The 3,297-nt window shown below is 67.9% G+C and carries 3 protein-coding genes and 2 pseudogenes; 2 read left to right on the top strand and 3 right to left on the bottom strand.

The features are described from left to right. Window positions 1–952 precede the first annotated feature (952 nt). Window positions 953–1,185 (bottom strand): annotated as a pseudogene (locus tag ACWEN3_RS44110) (transposase family protein); the annotation flags it as partial. Between the two features lie 177 nt (window positions 1,186–1,362). Next, a complete protein-coding gene (locus ACWEN3_RS44115) occupies window positions 1,363–1,959 on the bottom strand; it encodes an SMI1/KNR4 family protein (protein ID WP_452983681.1) in 597 nt (198 codons plus the stop codon). Between the two features lie 101 nt (window positions 1,960–2,060). Between ACWEN3_RS44115 and ACWEN3_RS44120 the strand changes: the two genes are divergently transcribed. Further along, a complete protein-coding gene (locus tag ACWEN3_RS44120) occupies window positions 2,061–2,186 on the top strand; it encodes a hypothetical protein (RefSeq protein ID WP_452983684.1) in 126 nt (41 codons plus the stop codon). 4 nt (window positions 2,187–2,190) lie between these two features. On the opposite strand, the gene ACWEN3_RS44125 is transcribed toward ACWEN3_RS44120, so the two are convergent. Then, window positions 2,191–2,952, bottom strand: a complete 762-nt coding sequence (locus ACWEN3_RS44125; RefSeq protein WP_452983687.1) for a maleylpyruvate isomerase family mycothiol-dependent enzyme — start codon at window positions 2,950–2,952, stop codon at window positions 2,191–2,193. Between the two features lie 131 nt (window positions 2,953–3,083). Here ACWEN3_RS44125 and ACWEN3_RS44130 point away from each other — a divergent pair. After that, window positions 3,084–3,297 (top strand): annotated as a pseudogene (locus ACWEN3_RS44130) (hypothetical protein); the annotation flags it as partial.

A 3,297-nucleotide genomic window follows, 5' to 3' on the forward strand; every position in this document is an offset into this window, starting at 1 on the left:
GGGAGGACCACGACTCGTCCGCCTCCTCCGCCACGTACGGCGTGGCCGGCGCGATCTGGAGCAGCTGTGACTCGATCAGCCGACTCTGTGCAGGTTCGTTTCAGAGCCCGACTGGGGTTGGAAGTGCGGTTGCAGGTCGATGAGATCGCGCTTGAGTCGCTGGAGCAAAGAGGGCGGTCGTCGGGTTCCAGGGGAAGACGTCGATGAGGTTCGGGGCCGGCGGGTGTCCGGCCGGCCCCGCCGATGTCCTCCGCCTCGATCCCGGTGCTGATGCCGGTGTCGGTGAACTCGGCGGCGGGTTCATCCGCCCCCGACGCATTGCCTGACATCACGAACCCTCTTCACCCTCCCGGCCACGAGGAGAACGCCCCCGTGCCGGAGTCGATCCGCTGCGGCGCGAAACTCCCGTCCGGCGATCCGTGCCCGCTCGCCCCCGGAGCTTCTCCATCAGGGGGCGGCACGCGTCGACGAAATCGCTGAGCTGACGAACGAGGCCTTGGAGAACGAAGAGGAGTACTGACAGCACGCCACCCCATGCCAGCAACCAGAGGACGGCCTGAGAGTCCACTTGCCCGGTTCCCTTCTGTGAGGGTGGCCGAACTGAGCAAGCGTGTGGCAGGTCTCAGATCGACCACCGCACCCTGTCGAGTGTCCAAGTGATCAGCTGAGGCCCTGCCGACGTCCAGGCCGCATATTCGGTTGGCGTGTTGACGCCGCCCTCGGCGCCCTAGCGGGACGTCGGGCCCGCACCCCCCCGGTCTCACCTCGACCGCAACACGTGCACCGGGCGGGTCGGTACCGCGAATCTTCCTCGCTGGACCCTGACACCCCGAACTGCGTTGCGGCGGGAAGGCGCCTGACAAGTCCGCCTTCCACAAAGCAGGTTAATGCGCCACCGCAGTGATCACAACGGCCACGCGAAGGCACTTCGGGCGGCCGGGCGACAAAGACAGGACTTGAGGGTGGAGAGGGCCTGCTCGACGACGGCTCGGGTCTTTGCGTGGGACCGGTCTCCCACCTGCGGGGGCAGGGAACGGGAAATGTGCCTCCGGCGCCCTGGTAGCCCTTGTCGGCCCAGCACGGGACGCCGGCCTGGGCGAACGCGTCGACGATGCCGTGCTCCTGGGCCGCGTGGACATCGTGGACGGCCCCGGGCAGGGCCGGAGACGCCCAGAGCAGGCGGCCGACCCACGCTCAGGCGTCGCCATCGGGTGCGCCGAGAGCCTGCCGGCGTTCTCTCAGGTGGGCGGCGAGGAAGCGAAGCGCAGAACTGGACGCGTCCAGCCCGGACGAATGGACAAGCACACGAAGCCTCTGGTGGAGAGGGATTTCTTGCCAGAGAGTCGTCCGGGGCCGCTCCGTTCAGAACGGCTCGAAGCTCGGCTGGACGGGGCCGATCTGACCGGCGGCGACCAGTTCTTCAAGGTCCTCCGGCTCCAGGTACTCCAGGGCTTCCGGGTCGATGCCGTGGTAGCGGTCCACGTCGAGCAGCCGCCGCACGAACGCGAGCGCGAAGGTCGAGAACGGGCCGTCGAAGGTCTCGCAGCCCTCTTCATGGACCATCGTGACGACCTTCCACCGGTCCGGGTCTGGGTCGCAGGGCAGGAAGAAGTGCTCGTCACCACTGTGGTCGTACCCCCACGAAATCAGTCCACCGGGTTCGGGGTGAAAGGGGTACGGGACATGCTCGGAGTCCCCAATGCTCAGGGCTCTGTCTCGACGCTCAGTGAACGTCTGGTGCGTCTTGCGCATGCGCTCCAGCAACGGGCTTGATCCATGCGGGTGGAAGACAACGAGCTCACCGGAGATGGACCCGCTGCCGAAGGCATTGAGGAATCTCTTGAAGTCGCTGGGCAAAGCGGAACCTACGTATTGCTGGACTTCGTTCCAGTCGTCCGGGTTCGATTGCCGGCCGACGGGTTCGCCCAGCAGGGCACGCAACTCATCCAACGAGGACATGCACTGCTCCAAGACTGGTCGGCGGGGACCTGCGCCGCCAACTTAGAGCACCTAACAGAAAGCCTGGTCGTAGCCATATCCCCTTCCTGGCTGAGTCGGCAGTGCTGCGGGAGGCGCTCGGGCCCGAGCTGTACGAGGGCGTACTGGCCGTCCGTCGCGCGGAGGCGGAGCTGTTCGCGATGTTCACCGACGCGGACGTCATCGAGGCCGTCCGCCGGCGGTATTGACTGACTACTCCTCGGGCTCCCAGGCGATCAGCTGCTCGAACACCTGCTGGTCGCCCTCGATCTTCAGGTCGCTCAGCGTGAGGCGGCCCCAGACGAAGAGGAGCAGCTGCTCGGCCGTGCCCGTGGCCGAAGCGGAGGCGGGCGAGGCGCCGTCCGTGAGGGGTGCGGGCCAGGCGCCGGTGCCGTCCAGCGCGAGGAGCCAGGAGCGGCCCTCGGTGGCGTGGTAGTGGATGGTGGCGGCCTCGTGCGGCCAGGGTGCCGGGGTGGAGTTGCAGGTGTCGAGAAACTCGGCCACGCCGTCGATCGCGACGTCCGCCGGCATCGGCTGCACGGCGCCTGCGGCGAGCTGGGCGTCGTAGGTGTGCACCAGCACCTCGTGCACCCGGCGCCGGGCAACGCCCCGGGCATTCGCCGGCGACACGCCGGCGCCCCACCACGCCCAGCACTCCCGCTCCGGGCCAGCCTCGCGCAGCGCACTCAGCAGCAGCTCGTTCGACTCGGCGTACCAGGCCAGCAGCGCCTCGAGCTCGCGCGGCACCTCCGCGGCATCCTTGGCCGGCGGAGCCTCGGCCGGGCCCGCGGCGACGATCGCGGCCCACCAGCGCTGGCCCGTCCCCAGGTGCTGCACCAGATCGAACAACGTCCACTCGGGGCAGGACGGCACCGGCGCGTCAAGGCTGGGCGCAGCGGCAACCGCACTCCGGAACGCGGCCGACCGCTCATCGATCAGTTGCAGCAGGGCGGAATACTCAAGACTCTCTGTCACATCCCTTACCTATCACCCCAGCTCAGCCGACTGCACCCTATTTTCGGGCCGTCAGCTGCGGGAGTCAGAGCACCTAATAGAGAGCCTGGTCGTAGCCATATCCCCTTCCTGGCTGGCTCGTTGAACGAGTCATGGGGAAGGGGAACGGTCCTCCGTGGGTGGTGCCGGATGACCTGTGGGGGCGGATCGAGCCGTTGCTGCCGGTCAGGCAGCGGCGTCCGCGCCATCCTGGCCGACTGCCACTGGACGGCCCTGAACTGACCGGCATGACCCGCCAACAGCTCCGCGAGCTCATCGACGCACTGACTCCTGCGCTGGAGGTGCAACGCGAGCGAGTGTTGCGCA

It is taken from the genome of Streptomyces sp. NPDC004561 (genome assembly GCF_053602155.1).